At 67.8% G+C, this 19,445-nt stretch carries 15 protein-coding genes; 7 read left to right on the forward strand and 8 right to left on the reverse strand.

Going from position 1 to position 19,445, the window contains the following annotated elements; translation table 11 throughout:
* The first annotated feature begins 29 nt into the window (after window positions 1-29).
* The 4 genes from lipB to ACWGI6_RS31795 all read left to right on the forward strand — a co-directional run bounded on the left by lipB (window position 30) and on the right by ACWGI6_RS31795 (window position 3,141).
* Window positions 30-854 carry a lipoyl(octanoyl) transferase LipB gene (lipB, locus tag ACWGI6_RS31780; protein WP_453270711.1) on the forward strand — a complete coding sequence of 275 codons (825 nt, stop codon included), beginning with the start codon at window positions 30-32 and terminating at the stop codon, window positions 852-854.
* Window positions 855-1,040: 186 nt separating this feature from the next.
* Window positions 1,041-1,991, forward strand: a complete 951-nt coding sequence (lipA, locus tag ACWGI6_RS31785; protein WP_453270712.1) for a lipoyl synthase — start codon at window positions 1,041-1,043, stop codon at window positions 1,989-1,991.
* 210 nt (window positions 1,992-2,201) lie between these two features.
* On the forward strand, window positions 2,202-2,420 hold the full coding sequence (locus ACWGI6_RS31790; RefSeq protein ID WP_244415229.1) for an SCO2195 family GlnR-regulated protein: 219 nt from the start codon (window positions 2,202-2,204) through the stop codon (window positions 2,418-2,420).
* Between the two features lie 10 nt (window positions 2,421-2,430).
* Window positions 2,431-3,141, forward strand: a complete 711-nt coding sequence (locus tag ACWGI6_RS31795) for a DUF4191 domain-containing protein (RefSeq protein ID WP_453270713.1) — start codon at window positions 2,431-2,433, stop codon at window positions 3,139-3,141.
* Window positions 3,142-3,332: 191 nt separating this feature from the next.
* Here ACWGI6_RS31795 and ACWGI6_RS31800 read toward each other — a convergent pair whose 3' ends face one another.
* Window positions 3,333-3,800 carry an RDD family protein gene (locus ACWGI6_RS31800; RefSeq protein ID WP_453270714.1) on the reverse strand — a complete coding sequence of 156 codons (468 nt, stop codon included), beginning with the start codon at window positions 3,798-3,800 and terminating at the stop codon, window positions 3,333-3,335.
* A 338-nt stretch (window positions 3,801-4,138) separates the two neighbouring features.
* Between ACWGI6_RS31800 and glnA the strand changes: the two genes are divergently transcribed.
* A complete protein-coding gene (gene glnA, locus ACWGI6_RS31805) occupies window positions 4,139-5,548 on the forward strand; it encodes a type I glutamate--ammonia ligase (protein WP_453270715.1) in 1,410 nt (469 codons plus the stop codon).
* A gap of 264 nt (window positions 5,549-5,812) precedes the next feature.
* Here glnA and ACWGI6_RS31810 read toward each other — a convergent pair whose 3' ends face one another.
* Together ACWGI6_RS31810 and ACWGI6_RS31815 are read right to left on the reverse strand one after the other, a co-directional pair.
* Window positions 5,813-6,250: an NUDIX hydrolase gene (locus tag ACWGI6_RS31810; RefSeq protein WP_453270716.1), complete on the reverse strand. Its 438-nt coding sequence runs from the start codon at window positions 6,248-6,250 to the stop codon at window positions 5,813-5,815.
* Window positions 6,251-6,311: 61 nt separating this feature from the next.
* On the reverse strand, window positions 6,312-7,334 hold the full coding sequence (locus ACWGI6_RS31815) for a DegT/DnrJ/EryC1/StrS family aminotransferase (RefSeq protein WP_453270717.1): 1,023 nt from the start codon (window positions 7,332-7,334) through the stop codon (window positions 6,312-6,314).
* A 306-nt stretch (window positions 7,335-7,640) separates the two neighbouring features.
* On the opposite strand from ACWGI6_RS31815, the gene ACWGI6_RS31820 reads away from it, so the two are divergent.
* The gene (locus ACWGI6_RS31820) at window positions 7,641-8,540 is read left to right on the forward strand and encodes a hypothetical protein (RefSeq protein WP_453270718.1); all 900 of its coding nucleotides are present in this window, start codon (window positions 7,641-7,643) and stop codon (window positions 8,538-8,540) included.
* Window positions 8,541-9,015: 475 nt separating this feature from the next.
* Here ACWGI6_RS31820 and ACWGI6_RS31825 read toward each other — a convergent pair whose 3' ends face one another.
* The 3 genes from ACWGI6_RS31825 to ACWGI6_RS31835 all read right to left on the reverse strand — a co-directional run bounded on the left by ACWGI6_RS31825 (window position 9,016) and on the right by ACWGI6_RS31835 (window position 15,417).
* Window positions 9,016-9,816, reverse strand: a complete 801-nt coding sequence (locus ACWGI6_RS31825) for a hypothetical protein (RefSeq protein WP_453270719.1) — start codon at window positions 9,814-9,816, stop codon at window positions 9,016-9,018.
* Window positions 9,813-14,603, reverse strand: a complete 4,791-nt coding sequence (locus tag ACWGI6_RS31830; protein WP_453270720.1) for a DUF6531 domain-containing protein — start codon at window positions 14,601-14,603, stop codon at window positions 9,813-9,815. The genes ACWGI6_RS31825 and ACWGI6_RS31830 overlap by 4 nt, the downstream gene beginning before the upstream one ends.
* A 460-nt stretch (window positions 14,604-15,063) precedes the next feature.
* On the reverse strand, window positions 15,064-15,417 hold the full coding sequence (locus tag ACWGI6_RS31835; protein ID WP_453270721.1) for a putative quinol monooxygenase: 354 nt from the start codon (window positions 15,415-15,417) through the stop codon (window positions 15,064-15,066).
* A gap of 145 nt (window positions 15,418-15,562) precedes the next feature.
* Between ACWGI6_RS31835 and ACWGI6_RS31840 the strand changes: the two genes are divergently transcribed.
* On the forward strand, window positions 15,563-16,429 hold the full coding sequence (locus ACWGI6_RS31840) for an Fpg/Nei family DNA glycosylase (protein WP_393910046.1): 867 nt from the start codon (window positions 15,563-15,565) through the stop codon (window positions 16,427-16,429).
* Window positions 16,430-16,502: 73 nt separating this feature from the next.
* Here the strand turns inward: ACWGI6_RS31840 and ACWGI6_RS31845 are convergent, their stop codons facing one another.
* Both ACWGI6_RS31845 and ACWGI6_RS31850 read right to left on the reverse strand, forming a co-directional pair.
* Window positions 16,503-18,317 carry a choline/carnitine O-acyltransferase gene (locus ACWGI6_RS31845; protein WP_453270722.1) on the reverse strand — a complete coding sequence of 605 codons (1,815 nt, stop codon included), beginning with the start codon at window positions 18,315-18,317 and terminating at the stop codon, window positions 16,503-16,505.
* A gap of 161 nt (window positions 18,318-18,478) precedes the next feature.
* A complete protein-coding gene (locus tag ACWGI6_RS31850; RefSeq protein ID WP_453270723.1) occupies window positions 18,479-19,348 on the reverse strand; it encodes a HalD/BesD family halogenase in 870 nt (289 codons plus the stop codon).
* Window positions 19,349-19,445: the final 97 nt, after the last annotated feature.

The raw sequence follows: 19,445 nt of genomic DNA on the forward strand, positions 1-19,445 counted from the left end.
GTGCAACAAAGGTTCGAAGAGGAGCTGCCGTGACTGCGATCTCTCGGGGGGAGACCCCCGTACCCGAGGGGCTGCGCTTTGTGCATCTGGGCTTCGGCGCCGACGCCGTGGAATACGAAACGGCGTGGCAGGAGCAGCGCCGGGTGCACGCCGCCCGGTTCGCCGACGAGCTGCCCGACACCTGTCTGCTGCTGGAGCACCAGGCCGTCTACACCGCGGGACGCCGTACGTCCGACGACGAGCGCCCGCTGGACGGGACCCCGGTCGTCGACGTGGACCGCGGCGGGAAGATCACCTGGCACGGGCCCGGCCAGCTGGTGGGCTACCCCATCCAGAAACTGCCGCGCCCGGTTGACGTCGTGGCGCATGTCCGCCGTCTCGAAGACGCGCTGATCCGAGTCTGCGCCGAGTTCGGCGTGGAGGGCACCCGGGTCGAGGGCCGCAGCGGTGTGTGGGTCCTGGGAGACACCGTCGGCACGGCCGAGGAGCGCGCGGCCCTGGGCGGGCTGAACCTCGACTTCGACCCGCGGGTGACGGACGAGCTGTTCGACCCGCGGCTGAACGGTCCGGAGTACGCGCCGTCCAACGCCGGCCAGCGCCGCGAGGACCGCAAGCTCGCCGCGATCGGCATCCGCGTCGCCAAGGGCGTCACGATGCACGGCTTCGCCCTGAACGTGAACCCGGACAACACCTCGTTCGACAAGATCGTGCCGTGCGGCATCCGTGACGCCGGCGTCGCCTCGCTGGCCAACGAGCTGGGCCGCGAGATCACCATCGCCGAGGTACTGCCCGTCGTCGAGAAGCATCTGCGGGACGTCCTGGAGGGGGCCGAACTGCTCCCCCGCGCGGTCTGACCGGACGGTGGTCGCCGGCCATGCACCCGGGACGGACGGCCGCCCGGCCCGGACATCCCGGTGACCGCCGGGAATGCAACCCCGCCATAGGCGGTTGCCCCGCAGGTAAAGACGTGCGAATCAACGGGCGTACCCTGGTGTACGCCGCAGAAACGAATGCCGCGTAAGCAGAAAGGGGCGCCGGTCGTGTCCGCAGTCGCACCCGACGGACGCAAGATGTTGCGCCTGGAGGTCCGGAACAGCCAGACCCCCATCGAGCGCAAGCCCGAGTGGATCAAGACCCGGGCGAAGATGGGTCCCGAGTACAACCACCTCCAGAGCCTGGTCAAGAGCGAGGGCCTGCACACGGTCTGCCAGGAGGCGGGCTGTCCCAACATCTATGAATGCTGGGAGGACCGCGAGGCGACCTTCCTCATCGGTGGCGACCAGTGCACCCGCCGCTGCGACTTCTGCCAGATCGACACCGGCAAGCCGCAGGAGCTGGACCGCGACGAGCCGCGCCGGGTCGCCGAGTCCGTGCAGACCATGGGCCTGAAGTACGCGACGATCACCGGCGTCGCCCGCGACGACCTGGAGGACGGCGGCGCCTGGCTCTACGCCGAGACCGTCCGGCAGATCCACGCATCGATGCCCGACACCGGCGTCGAGCTGCTCATCCCGGACTTCAACGCGGTCCCCGAGCAGCTGGCCGAGGTCTTCTCCTCCCGCCCCGAGGTCCTCGCGCACAACGTCGAGACCGTCCCGCGGATCTTCAAGCGGATCCGCCCCGGCTTCCGCTACGAGCGCTCGCTCGAGGTGATAACCAAGGCCCGCGAGGCCGGTCTGGTCACCAAGTCCAACCTCATCCTGGGCATGGGCGAGGAGCGCGAGGAGATCAGCCAGGCGCTGCAGGACCTGCACGACGCGGGCTGTGAGCTCATCACGATCACCCAGTACCTGCGCCCCTCCGTGCGCCACCACCCGATCGAGCGCTGGGTCAAGCCCGCCGAGTTCGTGGAGCTCAAGGAGGAGGCCGACGAGATCGGCTACGCCGGCGTGATGTCCGGCCCGCTGGTCCGCTCCTCCTACCGCGCCGGCCGCCTTTACCAGCAGGCCGTCGAGCGGCGCGAGGTCGAGGCGTCCAATCAGGCGGTTTGATTTCCCCGGCGCGCCATCTTGTGAAACGTGGCACATGCTGAGGACGCGGCCCGCACTCCCCCTGACGGGGGGCGTGGGGGCCGCGTCAACGTTTCATCGGTGTTTGACCGGCAGGTCATCCGTTGGTAACACCTTTCCGTGACGATGGATGCACGCACCGCTCCCGCACCTACTCCTGCTTCTCCGAACAGATCAGAGGGAGTCACCACCATGCAGGCCGCGCCGCTCCGCGCCAATCCCGCCCTCCCCATCCCCTCGGTCACCGGTGCACTGCGTGCCGTCGAGGCCGTTCTGATGCGCGGCGGGCAGCGCACCGCCCGCCGTAACGCCTGGACATCGGTCCTGGAGGACCGCCGCCGCGCCAAGGACCGCCACGAGGCCGAGTACGTACTGGAGGCCGCGGCGACCCAGCGCCCGCACGCCACGTAAACTTCGCTGTATGGCGAGGAAGGCAAACTCAGACGGCGCTGCCGGCGCTGAGAACACCGGGCGGCTGAAGCAGATCGCCCAGACCTACAAGATGACCCGTCGGGTCGACTCCAAGGTCGGTCTAGTCGTCGCTGGTGTAGGCATCGTCGTATTCGGCGTTCTCCTTGCCATCGGCTTCGCGATCGGCCACCCCATCTACGCGGGAATCCTGGGCTTCGTCCTGGCCTTCCTCGCGATGGCGATCGTCTTCGGACGGCGCGCCGAGCGCGCTGCCTTCGGGCAGATGGAAGGCCAGCCCGGTGCGGCGGCCGCCGTGCTGGACAACGTCGGCCGCGGCTGGACGGTGACCCCCGCGGTGGCCATGAACCGCAGCCAGGACGTGGTCCACCGCGCCGTCGGCAAGGCCGGCATCGTGCTGGTCGGCGAGGGCAACCCGAACCGTCTCCGCGGTCTGCTGGCCGCCGAGAAGAAGCGGATGGCGCGCACCGTCGCCGACGCCCCGGTCCACGACATCGTCGTGGGCGACGGCGAGGGCCAGGTGCCGCTGAAGAAGCTCCGTACGACGCTGCTGAAGCTGCCGCGGGTGCTGCCCGGCGCGCAGGTGACGGCCGTCAACGACCGGCTCAAGGCGCTGGGCGACCTGATGAGCAACATGCCGGTCCCGAAGGGCCCCATGCCGAAGGGCATGCGGATGCCCAAGGGCGGCGGCAAGACGCGCTGACCGTGCCGTCGGCCGCGCCTGCGCCCGGCCGACGGACCCGACACTCTGACCGAACGGCGACGCCCCGGGGCCTGTGGCTCCGGGGCGTTTTGTATGCCGGGGGCGGGGGCGCGCTCGCGAGGGGAGGGCTGTCGCACCGAGGCCCAGGGAGCGGGAGGCTCAGGTACGGGCCGAAGCCTCGTCGTACGCGCTCAGATGCGGACCTGGACGGCGCGCGAGAGGCGATCGTGCAGCCCCCGCCCGTCCCGGTCCCACACGACGGCCGGGATGACCAGGACGAGCAGCACCGTGCGGAGCACGACCCGCGGCAGCGAAATCCGGCCGCCGCCCTCGGCGACCACCCGCAGGCCCAGCAGCCGCTTGCCCGGCGTGAAGCCGACCGTGCCCACCGTCAGCACGCTGAGCACCGCGAAGACCACCAGCGCCCAGTTGCTCGCCGACTGCGCCTTACCGCCGCTGAGCAGTCCGAACGCGATGAGCATGCACAGCGCCCAGTCGAGGAAGAGCGCGGCGAAGCGTCGCCCGGGGCGCGCGACCGAGCCCGGTCCCGTCTCCGGCAGTCCGAGCTGCTGCCCGCGGTATCCGAACTCGACACCCATGTCCTCGGCTGCCGCGCGGGGCCCGGAGATCCACGATCCGATTGCTTGCCTGTTGTCCACCCGACCACGGTACTGCGACCGCATACGTTCGATTCCCGGAGGGCCGGAAACGGCGGGATCCGAGGCCGTACGAGGCGGGCGCGGGAACCGGGCCTGGAGCGCCGGGACGACTCGGCACACCCCCGCAGAAGACGGCAGCTCCGCAGGTCCGCAACGCCCCTCCGTGGCGCACACTGGGGAGGAAGGGCGGCCGCGCGCCGGTTAACCTCGGCGAAACAAATGGGTCATGCTTGGGAAATCCCGCCTGCCTATGGTCGGGCAACGCGCCACCGCACATGGTCGCGTTCCGAGTAGCAATCCCGCGTCCGCCGACCGGTGACCGGGCTAGGAGGAGTTGGATGTTCCAGAACGCCGACGAGGCCAAGAAGTTCATCGCGGACGAGGACGTGAAGTTCGTCGACGTCAGGTTCTGCGACCTGCCCGGTGTGATGCAGCACTTCACGATCCCGGCAAAGGCGTTCGACCCGGCCGAGGAACTCGCCTTCGACGGCTCCTCGATCCGCGGCTTCCAGGCCATTCACGAGTCCGACATGGCGCTGCGCGCCGACCTGTCGACGGCTCGCGTGGACCCGTTCCGCCGCGACAAGACCGTCAACATCAACTTCTTCATCCACGACCCGATCACCGGTGAGCAGTACAGCCGCGACCCGCGCAACATCGCCAAGAAGGCCGAGGCCTACCTCGCCTCGACCGGCATCGCGGACACCGCGTTCTTCGGCCCCGAGGCCGAGTTCTACGTCTTCGACAGCGTGCGCTTCGAGACCAGCGCGAACCAGTCCTTCTACCACATCGACTCCGAGGCGGGCGCCTGGAACACCGGGTCGGAGGAGAACAACCGCGGCTACAAGGTTCGCTACAAGGGCGGCTACTTCCCGGCCCCGCCGGTCGACCACTTCGCCGACCTGCGCGCCGAGATCTCCCTGGAGCTGGACGCGGCCGGCCTGCAGGTCGAGCGCCAGCACCACGAGGTCGGCACCGCCGGCCAGGCCGAGATCAACTACAAGTTCAACACGCTGCTCGCCGCCGCCGACGACCTGATGCTCTTCAAGTACATCGTGAAGAACGTCGCCTGGCGCAACGGCAAGACCGCGACCTTCATGCCCAAGCCGATCTTCGGTGACAACGGCTCCGGCATGCACGTCCACCAGTCGCTGTGGCAGGGTGGCTCGCCCCTCTTCTACGACGAGCAGGGCTACGCGGGCCTCTCGGACACCGCCCGCTACTACATCGGCGGCATCCTCAAGCACGCCCCGTCGCTGCTGGCCTTCACCAACCCGACGGTGAACTCCTACCACCGCCTGGTCCCCGGCTTCGAGGCCCCGGTCAACCTGGTCTACTCGCAGCGCAACCGCTCCGCGGCCATGCGTATCCCGATCACGGGCTCGAACCCCAAGGCCAAGCGCGTCGAGTTCCGCGCGCCGGACCCGTCCTCGAACCCGTACCTCGCCTTCTCCGCCCTGCTCCTCGCGGGCCTGGACGGCGTCAAGAACAAGATCGAGCCGGCCGAGCCGATCGACAAGGACCTCTACGAGCTCGCCCCCGAGGAGCACGCGGGCGTCCCCCAGGTCCCGACCTCCCTCCCGGCCGTCCTCGACGCCCTCGAGGCCGACAACGAGTACCTCCAGCAGGGCGGCGTCTTCACCTCCGACCTGATCGAGACCTGGATCGACTACAAGCGCACGAGCGAGATCGCCCCGATCCAGCTGCGGCCGCACCCGCACGAGTTCGAGCTGTACTTCGACATCTAAAGATCAGGACTGGGCGACCTGGGCGGGAGCCCTGGAAACAGGTCGTGACCTGCGGAAACACCTCTCGGTAGTTCTCGCTGTTCCCGCTTGATTTCCCCCCTTGTGCACCACGCGCGCACCGGCCGGCCAGTTCACTGACTTGATGTCAGAAACGACACGAGGGCCGCTACCCCATATCCGGGGTAGCGGCCCTCGTTGGCTTGGGCGGCCTCCTGTGGCGACACCCACCGCCTGGCCCTCGTTCGGGCGACACCATCGTGGGTCCTACACGCAGGCCAGAACCTCCCGTACGCCGTCGGTGACGCCCGGCAGGTCGCCGGCGAGGGCGGACCACTGGTGCAGGTCGTGTTCGGTCAGGATGACCGGTCCGGTCTCGGAGACGGTGACGGCGAAGTTGAACTGGCGGGTGGTGGTGCCGCGGCTGTTCTCGTAGTCGAAGTGCCCGAGGTAGCGGTCCACTGAGGCGACGGTCAGGCCGGTCTCCTCCAGCGTCTCGCGGCGGGCCGCGTCCAGGATGCTCTCTCCGGCGTCCACATGACCGGAGGGGATCTCCCACAGGCCGCCCATGAAGTCGTCCGGCTTGCGGCGGACCAGGAGGATGCGGTCGGCGTCGGTGACGACGGCCGCGGCCACGAAAGTGGTGATGCCTTCGGCCTCGGCCTCCTCTGCCAAGGTCCGGGCGAGGTCGGAGGTCACGGTCACAGGAGCTCCTTATGGTGTTCGCTGGCCTTCCGGGCCGCGCTGACGTACTGCTCGGCCAGTTTCAGATCCTGTTCACGGTGCCAGACGGGCAGCTTGATGTGTGCGTGTGCGCCTTCTCAGCGACGGGGAAGTCACCCTCCCGGTATCGGCTGCGGGTGTTCGTATAGCCGGGGAAGAGAGGGGACGGGTGCTGGTACAGCGGGAGCTGGTTCAGGGGGCGGGTGGAGCCGGGCCGGCCGAACTCGGTCGCGCCCTCCGCGACGAGGGCCGCGTGGAAGCGGTCGACGGGCAGGCCGCCGAGCTGGTCGGGCCGGTAGGTGGCCGTCAACGCGTACCAGGATGATTGCACCCCCTCGGGCATCGAGCTCACCTCCAGCCCGGGTATCTGCCCGAGCTCTCGGATCAGGTAGGCAGCGATCTCCTCGCGGCCGGCGAGGTAGGCATCCAAGCGGGAGAGCTGGTCGTGGGCGAGGGCGGCGGCCAGGGGGTGGATACGGAGCTTGAGCCCGGCCCCGGTGACCACGTATCTCGCGAGCGGATGGCCTTCCGGGATCTCGTTCCTGGCCCGCTTGTTGTAGTGCGCAAACGTGAGAACGCGGTAGTAGGTGTCGTCGTCGTTGGTGAGGACGAAGCCGCCCTCACCCCCGGACAGGGGCTTGGGACCGTTGAGGGAGAAGACACCGGCCAGGCCGAACGTGCCGACCTTCTGGCCGCCGCGGCTGGCCCCGTGCGCGTGTGAGCCGTCTTCCAGCAGGTCCAGGTCGCGGTCCCTGGCCAGCGTGGTGAGGTCGGTCATCTCGGCGGGCTTGCCCCACAGGTGCGTGACCATGATCGCGCGGGTGCGAGGGGTGATCAGCTCGGCCACCCGGCCGGGGTCGATGTTGCCGTCCGGGCGCGTCTCACAGAGGACCGGGACCGCGCCGAGCTGGAACAGGGGTGAGGCAGTGGCGTGGAAGGTCCAGGCGGGGACGATCACCTCGTTGCCGGGCCGGATGCGGGCGGCCCAGTAGACGGCGTGCAGGGCGGCGGTGCCGGATCCAAATCGCGGTTCGCTTCTGCCTCCTGGGGCCGGCGAGCAGGTCATGACCGTAGGTTGCCCGGTGAGGGGCTACGGCTGGACCACCCAGATCAGACGCCGTCGCATCCCGGTGACAGGGCACAGGGGCAGATCTGTCCGGCACTCACACCGTCCATTTGTTGACTCAAGCGCAAGACGTTGGCGTAGCGTGTACGCGGCGCTGCTGCGGCAGCGTGTCTCGCTACATCCGGTCCCGGCGCCGGAGCGAGCAATGGGCTCTTGAGAGTCACCCGCAGTTGGCAGTCAGTACGCATCAGGACATCCGACCTGTCTCTCCTGTCGTCGCCGGGCGGCAAGTGGAAGGGGCAAGGTATGTCCAAGTCGCGCAATGCCAACAGTCTGGCGAAGAAAATCGTTCGCCAGACGTCGCTCAAACAGTCGACTGCTTCAAGACTGGCGAAGCAGGTCCATGTCTATCTCGGGGCCTCGGTCGTAGATTCCCCCGACACACGTCAGCGCCGTCTGGAAGCACACATGGCTCACGTGTTGGCCAGCGGCTTCAAGGATCGTCAGCTCAATGGCGCTCTTCTTGGTGTGCGAAAAGCAGAGCCGGAGGGTCAGAGCGTGAGGCTGACCCTGGAGTCCGACATGGCGGACGAGGTTCTCCGTGAACTCCTCCCGCGTTTCGATCACTTCTACGGTGGCGTCCGGGGAGTCCCCAGCCTGCGCGTTCGGGGCGACGAAACGCGGTTGATTCTCCATGACGCAGTCAGCTCGGCTCACGTCACCGTAACGCGTGCCGACGGTGCCCCCATCCGTCTGCCGTCCGCGCGCGACGGCGAGGTGCTTCTGTGGAAACGGGTTCCCGGTGGCCTCTCTCGCGACGAAAGGCAGGAGGCTGAGGAGTGGACAGACTCAAGGGCGATCGAGGACCTACGGGTGCGCGATTTGCTGTTGAGTCGCATTCTGCGTCGCCCAGGGTTGGTCAACAGAGCTGCGGAGCCACACGGATTCGCCAACTGCTACACGCATCACGCCGGTGATCTGGTGATCGAGTGGTGCTGCGGCGACACCGTTGAAGCGCTCTGTGCGGTCCTCTTGGCCCACGGCTTCGCTGACGACGTGCCCCGGGCGAAGGCGATCGAGTTGATGTCACGGCACTCTGCTCATCTCGGCGATCGCACTGTGATCTTGAATCGCCACGGGTCGTGTCTGTACGGCCGCAGCGCTGAGGATGTCGTGGAGTCCATCAAGGAGGGTTACAAGTCATGACCCTGTCCGGGATGGCGCTCGTAGTACCGGCGTGCATGGTCCTGGGAGTCGTCGCACGCTACGTACGGGATCTGGCGGTGCTTCGCCGCCTTGAACGACTTCTAGCGGGCTGTGACCAAGGGCAACGAGTTGAGGTCTGCCGGATCCTCGCTGCCTCATTACACACGGCTGGGAGAGCGGAGCCGCGGGACGAGCTGTCGCCCAGCGAGCCAGCGGCGCGGTGAGGTTCCGGGATGCGGAGGAGTCCGCCGTGTGCACCCATTGTGCACCGGTGATCACTCGATCCTAGAAAGCTTGCAGGTCAGGACGGTTCCCCACCTCTACTTCGACATCTGGAAAGTAAAGCTCGAACTCGGCAGCCGAAGGAATGCTCAGAGCGGTTGCCTCCACTGGGGTGGAGGCAACCGCTCGTCGTCTGTCGCGACCCCGCTGTTGATTACGGAGCCGAACCTGGACCGTCAACGCGACACGGACGCTATCCCGCGTCGCGGGCCGGCTCGGCCTCGAACGCCATGAGCGTCAGTCCTGTGACGTGGATGACGGCGTTCCACTCTTCCTGGGTCAAGTCCGGGAATTCCTCCAGTACACAGCTGGGGACAGGACAGCCACCAGCGCTCAGCACCACCTTCGCGAAGGCCAAGCCCGAGCGGCTGAGGCACAAGCGCGGCCCTTGCTGGGGCTCCCCGGTGTACAGCACCGCGATGCGCTGAGCGGCGTCCTTGTTGTCGGGTGTCTCCGACGCGAAGTTCAGGAGCGCGGTCCGCAATTGCGCAGTGAGTTCGTCCTGGTGCAGGTCAGCGCGTTCCGAAATGGCAGCCAGCGCCTGGCAGAACTGCTCTCTCGCTACCGACCGGGGCGGCCTCGGGGTGACCTGCGGAGGTTGACCGGCAACGTCGTTTACAGGCTCGGGCTCCGATTGAAGCCCCATGAAGATGAGCTTGGAGACCAGCAGTACAGCTTCCCACTCCTCCTGGTTCAGAGTCGGGAAACTCTCCTGCACCTGGGGCGGAAGGTCGCTCTGGTCTGCGTACAAGAGCACGTCCGGCAGCTCTACGTCGTAGTCCGCAAGCCGAAGACCGAGGCTTCGTCCCCAGGGGTGGTCCTCAGCCCCAACAGTGACCAGTTCGACGCGCGATCGCTCGCCCAGCGTCTCCGAAGCCAGTTCGCGCAGCGCTGTGGTGACTGCCGCACTGAGGCCGGCCTCGTTTACGTCACCCCTTTCGCCGACACTCAGCAGGGCATCGCGCAGGCGTCCGCGCGGCGATGACGGATTCATCGTCTCCTCCTACGGCCGCCGCCTGAGTCGAGCGGCTGGACGGTCGTCTTCTCCACGTAATTGTTGAACTCATCGATCTTGTCCGCCGGTACCGCATAGCGACCTGGCTCGTTGGTCGGCTTGATCTCGTACTGTTTCAGCCAGGCCAACACCTCTGGCTTGCAGTGGAACTCCATCTTGTGGGTGTAATTCTTGCTCTTGCCCAGCGTGCCGGGGGTGACCTTGCCGGTCTGGGCGATCCACTTTGGCTGCCGTTCGTGGCCGGGCCTCGGGACAAGGCCCCCGTTCGGCTTCACTGCGGCGCTCGCCTTCGCTTCCGCCTCGCTGCCGTAGCGTTCGATGATGACCGGGCACTTCTTCTTCGCCAGGCCAAGGGGGTCGATCTCGGCGAAGGGATTGTCGACATAGCCGTGTGGGTCGGGGGCGGGCCCGAGACCGAGCGGATCGGGGCTGAGATATCGGGCGGTGAGTGAGTCGTAATAGCGGAACAGGTTGTAGTGCAGGCCGCTCTCACGGTCGTGGTACTGACCTGGGAAGCCGAGACTGCACTCCACCACAACCTCGCGGGGATCAGCGGGACGCGGTGTTCCCCACAGCGTGGACCTGGAATGCCAGGCAATCGCGCCGTCTTCATCAACAAGTTCCGTGGGTGTGCCGACCAGGTCAGTGACGATGGAGTAGAACCGCTCGTCGAATTCCTCTTGCGCCGGCTCAGACCCGCCGGCGGTTCGGTCCACCTGGGTCAGGACGCGGTAGCCGACCGGATCCCATTCCCAGCTGGTGACCTGGACACCAGCCGACCCTGAACCACTGCGCAGCTCCTCGGCAAGAACAGTGCCGTCCCAGGTGAACGTGGTCTGCTCCACCACGGTGGCGGTGTCTCCGCTCAGCCACTGCTTGGCGATGCGACGCCCGAGGGGATCGTAGTGATAGCGCCAGATGGTGCCGTCCGGGAGGGTGACCGTGGTGAGGCGGTCGTCTGCGTCCCAAGAATAGTGCCAGCTGCGGGTGCCGCCGGAGAGCAGTCTGCGGCTTTGCTTGATGACCCGTCCCTGGCCGTCGTACTCATAGCTGGTGCGGCCGGCCTGACGGAGCAGAGTACCGTCGTACGACCTCGTCCCCGCGGTGTCGTTCAGGCTCGTCTGCCCGGCGGTCTGGCCTCCCGTGTAGGCCAGGTTGCCCGCAGCGTCATAGGCATAGGTCTCGGACCAGTTGTGTCCCAATACGCTGGTGACCCGCCCCACCGGATCCAGATCGAAGGCTCGCGTCCCCAGCATGGTGTCCGTGATACCGAGCAGCTGATCGTCCGGGCGGTAGGCGAAGGTGCGGTGTCGTAGCGCAGTCTCAGGTATGTCGGCACCAGGCGGTTCCGACATACCTGAGAGGGTCTGGGCCGTCATACGGTTGGCCGGATCCCAGGTGTGGGAGAGGACCGCCGCACCGAGATTGCGGCGGATCTCCCGACCGGCGAGGTCGTGGCCGAACCTGACCTCTCGCCCAGCGCTGACCAGCGTTGCCGGCCGACCGGCCGCATCGTAGGTCCACCGGCTCTCCACACCGCTGGGGGTACGACGCAGGGTGCGCCGGCCCAGGTCGTCGTAGCCGAACTCGACGACCGCCGAGCCCTGTTGCTCCGTCAGCAAATGGCCCGCTGGGTCGTACGTGAAAGCCAGGTCCGTGACGCCGTTCGCCGCGTACAGCAGACTGCCTTCGGCGTCGTAGTGGAATCGCGCTCCGCCGGCCTGCGTGGCTTCTCGAACAACACGGTCGAGCAGATCGCGGGTGTAGCGCACGGTCTGGCCCGCACCGTTGGTCCGCGACGTCAGCCGGCCGGCCACATCGTGGATGTAGCTGATGTGCCGTCCGTTGAAGTCGGTCTCCTGCACGACCCGGCCCAGCGAGTCGTAGGTGTAGCGCCACAGTTTTCCCTGAGGGTTGGTGACGGCGATGAGTCGCAGTTCAGCGTCGTAGGCGAAGGTGAACCTGGCACCGTCAGGGCCCGTACGGACGGAGGCTCGGTCAAAAAATGTGTATTCGAAGGACGTGGTTCCGCCAGCCGCATCGACGTGCTGGATCAGGTTCTCCTCGGCGTCGTAGGACCACCGCTCGGTGTGACCGTCGGGCCGCATGCACCAGGCCGGCTGTCCTTCCACCGTCCAGCCGAACGCCGTCACCGCGCCCATCGGATCGGTCACCAGTCGGGGTCGGCCGAAGGCGTCCCGCTCGCAACTGCTCACGGCTCCCAGAGGGTCGGTGACGGATACCGGCAATCCGGCAGCGTTGGTGGTGAGCCGGGTTGTCTGACCGATGGCGTCGGTGACGGCTGTGAGATGACCGAATGAGCCGTACTCATAGCTGGTGATGGCTCCGATGGGATCGGTGATCTGCAGCAGGTTTCCGCAGTCGTCGTAGGCGTACTGCCAGCCCGCGCCGTCCGCACCGACCATGAGCAAGGGTTGGTGATGCTCGTTGTAGACAGCGGTCATCCGCGAGCCATCGGGGCGGGTGACCGCGACGGCGTTGCCCGCCGCGTCGTACTCCATCGTGACCGTACGGCCCAGCGGGTCCGTACGCCGCAGCAGTCGGCGGTACCGGTCCCATTCGAAGGTGGTGACCGCGCCCGAGGGATCGGTCTCCCTTGTCGTCTGACCATGCTTGTTGAGCTGGTAGACAGTGACCTGGCCCAGTGCATCGGTCACCCGGGTGCAGCGCGCCTCGTCGTCGTAAACGAAGACGGCATCGAGGAAGCCACCCTCGCCGCGGGTCTCGACACAGCGCCCAGCCGCGTCGTAGAGGTAGTCGTACCGATGCCGATTGCGGTCGGTCCAGGAGGTGATCCGGCCGTCCTGGTCATACGTGAAGCGCATCGGTACACCGGACGAGTTGGTGATCTCGGTGAGATTCCCGTTGCCGTCATAGGCGAATGCCGTCAGCAGCAGTCCCACCGCGGAGTCGCCCTCGGCCTCCGCACTACCGGTTGGCTGGGCGGCCAGTGCCACCGCGTCCGAACTCCTCGCACCCAGCAGGCGCAGCCCGGTTATCCGTAGCCCTGCGGTCTCGACTCGGATCCGGTATCCGCCGCTGTGCCAGACCTCGCTGGGGGTACCGTCGTCGGAATAGTCGATGTCGATCTGATTCCCGTGCCGGTCGGTGACGGCCGTCAGCGGGAGCTGTGAGGCGCTCACCCCTCTCAGATCACCCGTAACGTTGGCCGGCTTGGCAAAGTGCCAGGAGCGTCCCTCCTGCGGGTCGCTGATGCGGAATCCACCGGGCGTTTCCGGATCCCAGCCAAGCGGCCATCGGGGGCCCTCGACGGGGAGGACCGGCTCATCATGCCCGGGCATCGGGTAGACCAAGATCATGCCGTCCTCAGCAGCGAAGACAACACCTTCGTCGTCGAGTTCGAGGCGCTGGTCGAGGGTCGAGGACCACGACGGGCCGAACCATCCACCGCAGCGGTACGAGGACACATGGGTTCGCGCGAGCAGTAGCGGCAGAACAGCCGGCAGGCTGACGTCCTCCTGAGCCAGGACCATCTCACCCGAGGCGATGTCGATCGGGTCACTTCGACAGTTGCGGTCGTCCGCTGGGGTGCTGGTCTTGTGCGGTTCTGATGCCCCGTTCCGCAGGGGCGAATTCGGTGCGCCCCTTCCCGGATTCTTGCCGCCGGCGCGGCTCCCCGTCCCGTCGATGCCACTCCCCGGCGCCTTGGGGTCCTTCTTGTCGCCCTTGCCGATGCCTGTGAAGTGGTCGGCCAACTTACGGTCGTTGTCCTGATGGTTCTTGGCCATCTGCTTCACACCACGGGTCATGTTGTCGTCGAGGTGCTTGGCGGTCTTCTTGACCCCGTCCTCGATGCCGTCGATGACCTTGTCCAACATCGCGTTGGCCGCGTCAGCGATGGCGTCCTTGCCACGGGTACGCCCGTGGTGACTTCTGGCCCGGCCGATCTTGCCGCCGGCCTTGTTGCGGAAGGTGCCACCTGCGCTCTGCAGGCCCGTCACGACGCGGTCGTGCTCATCCGGATCGAAACTGAACCCTCCACCGGCGCCTCCGCCGCCTCCGCCCCCACTGCCGCCGCCGGCACTGAGAAGTTCCATCGGGTTGGCCGCGGCCGATTTCGCGGAGTCCTTGGCGTCCTGCACGCCCTGATGGAAGCCGTCCTTGCCGGCCTTGGCGGTCTGCCCCAGGTCCACTCCGTCCTTGGCTCCAAGGGCATTGGCGCCGATCTGGACGACCAGGTCGCCGACCATTGCGCCCAGGGCCTCCTCGACGGGGGTCAGGGCGATGCTGATGACCTGTTCAGCGACCTGCTGGCACACCTCCTTGAAGAGGCGCTTGACGATTACGCGGGTCGCCTGGGTCGCGGCCAGCGCACCGACTTCGGAAAGCCCCAGTGTGAACGGTGCCGCCGCCTGCGCGGCGATCACTTCCGCGGCGAGGATACCCAGCTGGACAATCGCGCCGATCTTCGCGCCCTCGATGAGGACCGCCACTCCATCCATGGCAGTGGCCGCCATGCGGCCGCACTCCCCCAGATTCTTGAGGTGAGTGCCATTGATCTTGCTCCAGTGAGCGTTGAGCGCCTCGACAGCCAACGAGCCACCCGCTGACCCCACCAATCCCTGGATGGCCGTGTGAGCTTCGTTGGCACCGTGGTCGATGTCATCGGCGAATTCCCGCATGGCATCGGCCATGTCCCGGTAGTCGTCCTCGTCGACGTTCGGCCATGAGACACCAATGATGTCGAGTACTTCGTCCGCCCAGCCAGGCAGTACTACGCCCACGTAAAAAACACTCCCCCGTTGACCATCTCTCAGATGAGAAATACTTCCAGCTGCGCCAACGGCTGTTCAAGCGCCCTATGAGCCCTCGCCTGGCGGGTTTCCCGCGAACGTCATCGCCTAGTCGTGCGTATGCCGGTGATGGTCGGACGCGCACCAGGCGCTCCGCCTCGCCCACGATGTGCACCAGTCGTGCACCCACCCAACCTGCAGACGATGTCCATGCAGGTCAGAGCACTTCTCGTGTTGTTCTTCGACATCTAAGAACGCCGCAGGTCGAAGCGGGTTCCCGCTCGCCTGGGACATCTTTGGGCCGTCGGCCGTGTCCTTCCCTTCGGAAGGTGCGGCCGACGGCCTTTTCGTGGTGGCGGTGTTTCTGTCAGAGGGGGGTCATGATCTCCCTCCGGAACGCTGCGGGCGGCGTGAGCGGCCGGGCGGCGTGGGGAGGGCGGCGGATCGTGTCTCAGTCTTCGACGCCGTGATCGGGGAAGTCCGCAAAAGTAGTGGCCTGGGGATGGGACCGGACCCATTCACGGAGACCGGGCCCGATGGGTCCATAGATCTCTGCGGAGACCATCTCCGCGCACCGGCCCACACGTGCCAGCAATTCTGCCCCACGTTCGTTGTGTTCCAGGGCCGCAGTTTCGTCGGTGTACTCCTCCAGCACCAGGTAGCTGCCGGCACCGGCCGAGAACCACCGGTAGTTGTGGGTGCCGGGTTCCTCGCTCGCCTGCTTGCGCAGGGCGAGCGCCAACTCCTCGAATTCGGCCTGTCGTTGGTCATGGACGTCGAATCGCGCGCGCACAAAGATCGTCATGCCCGCAGTAGAGCAGATCGGTGCCCACGGCCGGGGGGACTTCGTCGCCCGTCGCGCACCCCTCATGAGGTGCCGACGTGACCGACCGCTCCCCCGCTGTCTCGCCCAGCACTCCGATCCCCCCGTTCCGAGGCAGACTGGTGGTATGCCTGAATTGCCGGAGGTCGAGTCCCTGTCGCGGTTTTTGGCCGAGCGGCTGGTCGGTCGTTGCGTGGGGCGGGTGTATCCGGTGGCCGTGCATGCGCTCAAGACCTATGACCCGCCCCTTACCGCGCTGGAGGGCCGGACGTTCGATGAGGTGACCCGGCACGGGAAGTTTCTCGATTTCCGGGTCGGGGAGCTGCATCTGGTCATCCACCTGGCCAGGGCGGGGTGGGTGCGGTGGAGCGAGAAGCTGCCGGTGGCGCCGCCGCGGCCCGGGAAGGGACCATTGGCGCTTCGGGTGCGGCTGGTCGAGCCGGAGGGGGCCGGGTTCGATGTGACCGAGGCCGGCAGCCAGAAGCACCTTGCGGTCCATGTCGTACGGGATCCGGGCGAGGTGCCCGGTGTCGCGCGGCTCGGGCCCGATCCGCTCGCCGAGGGGTTCAGCCCGGCGGCCTTCGCCGGGCTGCTGGCAGGGGAAAGCCGGCAGATCAAGGGGGTGCTGCGGGACCAGAGCGTGCTTGCCGGGATCGGGAACGCCTACTCGGACGAGATTCTGCATGCGGCGCGGATGTCGCCGTTCAAGCTCGCCGCCAAGCTCTCCGAGGAGGAGGTGGGCCGGATCTACGAGGCGATCGGTACGACGCTCGGCGAGGCGGTCGAACGGGCCCGTGGGATCGACCTGCGGAACCTCAAGGCGGAGAAGAAGAGCGGGCTGCGGGTCCACGGGCGGAAGGGGGAGCCCTGTCCGGTGTGCGGGGACACGATCCGGGAGGTGTCCTTCAGCGATTCGTCGATGCAGTACTGCCCGACCTGTCAGACCGGGGGCAGGATTCTTGCGGATCGGCGGATGTCCCGGCTGCTGAAGTAGACGGCACCGAAGAGCCGCCACCCGGTGCGGGATGGCGGCCCTTCGGCTCGGTGCCGGGTGGGATGCGTCGCGGTCAGGCCCCGGACTGCCCCGGCGCCAGCAGCTCCCGCAGTTCGGCCACCGCCTCCCGGAGCCGGTCGGCGAAGGTGTGCATCTGAGCGGCCACGGACTGCGGGGTGCTCAGGTAGAGGTGGAAGCGGTCGGGCAGCAGGACGTAGGCGACGCCGATACAGCGGCTGCTGGTGGAGCCGAAGCCGAAGTACTGGATGTTGGCGGACGGCGCGGAGCTGGTGCTCAGGTAGTCGTCGCGCATCGTCAGCCAGCCGGGCGTCCGGTAGAGGGCGGGCTGCTCGGTCACCCCGAGCTCCGTTCCGCGGCGGCGCTGGATCAGTTCCAGCTCCCACAGGTGCTGCTCGGGCGCGTCGCCGGCCTGGCACTCCTTTGCGCGTGCCACATGCTTCCCGGCGGCGGCCCGGAACGCGGCCCGGCGGGTGTCCGCGTCGGCCGCCGGGTCCTCCATCGCGGCGACGAACTCCTGGATCTCCGGGGTGACCACACGCATCGCCTCGGTGCGGCCGAGCCGCCACTGACGGGTGGCGATCGACTCGTAGGTGGCGCCCAGGCGCCCCTTGGCGCGCTGGTGGGCGAGCTGGTAGGCGAGCTGGACGAAGGCGTCCGGCGAGGAGCCCAGTGCCTTGGCGGTGTTACTGCCGAAGTCGTCGAAGGAGACGGTCCGGGTCGCGGTGTTCTCCCCGTACGCCGCGAACGCCTCGGCGGCGGAGCGCACCCGGTCCCGGAGGGCGTCGTCCAGCTCGAAGACGACAGGTTCCAGGGACGGGAGGCCCTGGGAGCGGGCTCCGGAGCGGCGGGAGTGTTCCTCGGCGGTGGCGCTGAGCAGGGCGTCGGTGAAGCTGAGGATGGTGGTGCCGTCGAGCTCGCAGTGCTCCACATTGATGCCCGCCCGGCCGTCCGCGAAGACGATCAGGGACACGGCCTTGTCGAACCAGCGGTTGCCGCGGTCGCCATGGAGCAGCTGGTCGCAGGCCTGCTGGATGTCCGCGGGGGCGAAGTCCTCCAGGCAGACGCAGAACAGTGCGGTCTCGATGTCGTCCAGGGCGTCCGCGTTGCGGGGATGGCAGGCGCGCAGGGTCTCGCGGGCGGCGGCCCACTCCGCGCGCGCCATGGTGGTGAGGTGGCCCACCGAGGTGTCCGCGGGAGCCGGTTCGGCGCCGGCCTTCTGGACGGCGCGCAGCCCCGCTTCGAGGTCGTCCAGGCTGTGCGGGACACCGTCCGCGCCGAGCACATCGAGCCGGAACATGCTGCCGCGGAAGAACACCACGATGTGCCGTGCCCGGGACGGGCCCGGCCAGGCGTCGGTGTAAGGGCTGCGGACGGTGTCCTGCTCCGCCCCGGGGATCCGGGTGGCGGAGAAGAGGAACTTGTTCTGCACCATGGACTGGGGCGCGCCGCGCTGCACCACCGGCGGGATGAGCTCCTGATCGAGCTGCCTCTTGTAGTCGACGGCCCCGGCGATGAGCCCGGCGGCCCGCTCCACCTGCGACTGCGGCTGCTGCGGCGGGGCGTCCTGGAACAGGAAGAAGAAGTTGGCGTTGAGCGCGATCCGGTCGCGGCGGCCCAGATAGCGGTACGGCCAGAAGGTGTCCAGCCAGCTGTGGACTCCTTCGGTGGCGTCGTACTCCTCCAGCGCCGCGTGCAGCGCCCGGCCGGGGCCGCCGGGGCGGAGGAAGGCGGTCACCTCCGCCTCGGTCGCCGCCAGCTCGTCGGCGGTCAGCAGCGGCGCGCACCAGGCGAGGAACCGCTCACAGCTCGCCTCCAGCGTGGGCAGCGGCACCCGCGGGAGGCTGTCCTCCTGGGAGAAGGTCGTCATGACTGCTGCCCTTTCCTGACGGGTATTCAATTCTGCTCTCTCGATTCCGGTCGTGGGGACCTGTGATGTCACTCGTCCATGGTCGCTCCGTCACCCACCGTGCCCGTGCCTGTGAGGAACGCGGCGCGGGCGGCGGCGCACGGCGCCGGCGTGTCCGGCTGCTAGTCCAGCAGCCGGTCGCCCCGTACGGCCCGGCCCTCGGCCGCCACATGCTCGGGCAGTACCCGGCCGAAGAGCTGCCGGGTCCGCGCCACGCTCCCGATGACACCGGGGCGCTCGCTGTAGGCGAAGATCGCGGAGTGGCGCGCGAGTTCGCCGCGCACCGGGCTCACCCGGTGGAGCGAGTAGCGGCCCTTGAACAGCTGCAGATCACCGGGGTGCAGGGGGAGGCGCCGGGTCAGCCGCTCACCCCGGCCGTCCAGGACGTCGCGTACGTCGTCGAAGTTCTCGTCCTGCGCGGACCTGATGTTCGGGCAGTACTCGAAGACGCCGCCGTCCTGTGCCTGGCGGGTGAGCAGGCTCACCGTGAACTCGTTGGTGTCGAAGTGCCAGGGGTGCTCCATGCCCGGCGCGACGACGTTGAGGACCAGCCCGGAGAGCGGATCCGCCAGCTCGTGCAGCTGCGGCAGTCCGAAACAGCGGGCGATGAAGTCCTGGAACGCCGGGTGGGCGTAGAGCCGGCTGATCAGGGAGCCGGCGGGCACGCGGTCCCGTGCGACGAACGCGTTGCCCCGCTGGAAGGTCCGCCGCCCTGGGTGGTCCGCCGGCAGCTCGGAGTCCACCGCGATGTTGTAGACGTTGACGGTCTCGACGTCGAAGTGCGCCTGGGGGGCGAGGGCGGCGCACTCCTGTTCCAGCACCTCGCGGAGCGACGGACGGATGAAGTCCGGCAGCACGGTGCAGCCGAGTGCCGAGAGTTCGCGCCGGGCGCGGGACATCACAGCCCGCCCCTCGGCACTGTCGAGCTGCGACAGGGGATACCGGGCGGTGTCGACCACCTGGTCGAGCGTGACGGCTTGCAAAGTGCTCATTCGACCCTCTCCACGTACGGGCAGACCGTCCCGAGCCGGATGCCCGCCGCCGGCCCGCGGCCTCGCCCCGGCCGCCCCCACCAGGCGACCCGTGCGG

The organism is Streptomyces sp. NPDC054786, assembly GCF_053611685.1.